Annotated in this window: 2 protein-coding genes and 1 rRNA gene; 1 reads left to right on the top strand and 2 read right to left on the bottom strand. The window is 40.4% G+C overall.

Annotation, left to right across the window (positions count from 1 at the left end; genetic code table 11):
* Positions 1-128: ribosomal RNA gene (locus tag FYJ75_RS14200) — 16S ribosomal RNA — on the bottom strand; the annotation flags it as partial.
* 669 nt (positions 129-797) lie between these two features.
* Between FYJ75_RS14200 and FYJ75_RS14195 the strand changes: the two genes are divergently transcribed.
* Positions 798-1,097, top strand: coding sequence for a hypothetical protein (locus FYJ75_RS14195; RefSeq protein WP_154431054.1), 300 nt, complete (start codon positions 798-800; stop codon positions 1,095-1,097).
* A 21-nt stretch (positions 1,098-1,118) separates the two neighbouring features.
* Here FYJ75_RS14195 and radA read toward each other — a convergent pair whose 3' ends face one another.
* Positions 1,119-2,498: a DNA repair protein RadA gene (gene radA / locus FYJ75_RS14190; RefSeq protein ID WP_154431053.1), complete on the bottom strand. Its 1,380-nt coding sequence runs from the start codon at positions 2,496-2,498 to the stop codon at positions 1,119-1,121.
* Positions 2,499-2,674 lie beyond the last annotated feature (176 nt).

Genomic DNA, 2,674 nt, shown 5'->3' with positions numbered 1-2,674 from the left:
CTCACCCGTCCGCCACTCAGTCACAGAACAATCACTCCGAAGAGATCAAGTAAAGTGCTTCGTTCGACTTGCATGTGTTAAGCACGCCGCCAGCGTTCATCCTGAGCCAGGATCAAACTCTCATGTTAAAAAGTTTAATCATGTTCAAAACTTAGCTTGGCTAAATTTATCCTTTGATTTAATGTTTAAAGGTGCATCTTTCGATGCTGTTCGTCAAATCTTATTGATTTGCCTGAATAATTCTCATTGAATCTTTCAAGGTTTTTCACTGTTCAGTTATCAATGTTCTTTGTCATTGTCTCATCAGCGACAACTTCTAAATGATACCATGTTCCGTCATCTCTGTCAACAACTTTTTACTACGATGTTTCGTCATCATTAACGCTCTCATCGACAGCTCAGTTATCATACCACGCACATATCCGAAAGTCAACAAATTTGTTTGAATTGTTTAATGTAAATTAATTGTTTGAATTATTGTGAATTGAGTGTACAATTTGTATCATTCATTTTTGTAAACATAAAAATATGATATAATGTACGCGAAGACAAAAGTGAGCATACAGTCCAGGAAACTATGAATACTTGTATGGTATGGTTCCCTGGACTGTATGAGAACGCGCCCGTGAGTCCGTAAAACCGGAGGTTTTTCGGACTTTTGCCGTAGCGGTTAGGTAATATCAGCCGCAGGCATCATGTGCGAAGCACATGATATAATGAACGTAGCAAAATATATCACGCGCGAATACACATAAAATATCTGTAACAAAACTATAGTTAATCAGGAGGAAATCAGCATGAACAAATGGTATCAAAACTGTCTTAATTACAATAATTCTGTCAAAGAGTATCAAACGGCACTTTGCCATGTCAGTTTCTCCGAGGAGGCAGCTTTAAATGCTATCCATAAAGCCTTCCAATATTACTATGACAAGAATTTTGAACCAGATCCTGATTATATCATTCGAATGGATCGTTTCCTCTATGTTTTACACGAACACAAGGACGATCCGGAATCTGCGCTCTGGCACATTTGGCTAAAGTATTTTGTCACTATGGGCGGAAATGAGTGGAATCAGTTCTGCAGGGAAATATGAATTTTCTTCATGCCCTGCATCTTATCTTCCACGATTCATTGCATCCAATGCTTCTTTTACGTTTTTTACTCCAATCAGAGTAATTCCTGTCACATTCCCCATCACATCCTTGCATACCTGTGGAAGAATGCAGGTCTCAAATCCGAGTTTTCTTGCTTCCTGAACACGTTGTTCCGCCATACTTACTCCACGCACTTCACCGCTCAATCCCACTTCGCCAAAACAAATCGTTTTCTCATTGATCGGCTTATCAAAATGACTGGACATGATTGCAAGCACGATTCCAAGATCTATCGCCGGTTCATTCATCCGTATACCACCTGCAATGTTGACATACGCATCACAATTAGCAAGGTCCATTCCAAGACGTTTTTCCAAAACAGCCATCAACAGATTTACACGATTATAGTCTGTTCCCGTTGCCGTTCGCCTTGGCATTCCAAACGATGTTCTGCAGATCAGTGCCTGCACTTCCAGAAGTATCGGTCTTGTTCCTTCCATTGAACATGCCACTACAGATCCGGATGCACCTTCCGGTTTTCCGCTTAACATAAATTCCGATGGATTCTCTACCTCTACAAGTCCCTCATGCCGCATTTCAAACACGCCAATTTCATTTGTTGATCCAAAACGATTTTTCACGCCTCTTAAAATACGATAAGACTGATGGCGGTCGCCTTCAAAATAAAGCACGGTATCAACCATATGTTCTAACACTCGCGGTCCGGCAACAACCCCTTCTTTCGTAACATGGCCCACAATAAAAATAGAAATCCCCATTCCTTTTGCAATCTGCATAAATACTCCGGTCGCCTCACGGACCTGAGATACACTTCCCGGTGCAGATGTAACACTTTCATTATACATAGTCTGGATTGAATCAATAACAACAACCTGCGGTTTCTCCCGTTCAATTGTCTCACGAATTGTATCCAGATTTGTTTCACATAACAATTTCAGGGAATCCGAAAATTCTCCAATTCTCTGTGCCCTTATTTTTATCTGCTGAAGCGACTCTTCTCCCGAAACATAAAGAATCGGCAGATTTCGATTCGACAGATTCCTGCATACCTGAAGTAATAACGTTGACTTTCCGATTCCAGGATCTCCTCCGACCAGCACCAATGAACCTTTTACAACACCACCCCCAAGAACACGATCCAGTTCTTTCATTTCTGTTGTAATCCGTTCATCGTCTGAAGCCTTTACTTTTGATAGTGGAACCACTTCTGCCTTTTGCAGGTATGATTTTAATTTTCCGGATGAACTTACTGATTTTTTATCAATCACTTCCTCCACAAATGTATTCCACTCTCTGCATCCAGGACACTGCCCCAGCCATTTTGATGATTCATATCCACAATTCTGGCAGAAAAACACAGTAGCTTTCCCCTTTGCCATTCTTTTTCTCCTTTCTGCTTACATGATTGCAACAATTATATTACATGATATAAAAAATAGGCTTCGCCTATTCAACTCCCCTGCCCCTCAATCTTGAGGGGTGGGGTTTTCTTTTGCTTCATTTTTCTACATAATAGACATATGAATATCTTACAAACAATCTTTACAGACTATTA

The organism is Roseburia porci (assembly GCF_009695765.1).
GTDB lineage: Bacteria > Bacillota > Clostridia > Lachnospirales > Lachnospiraceae > Roseburia > Roseburia porci.
Note: the sequence above shows the minus strand (reverse complement) of the source record. Positions and strands in the feature narration are given on the sequence as shown.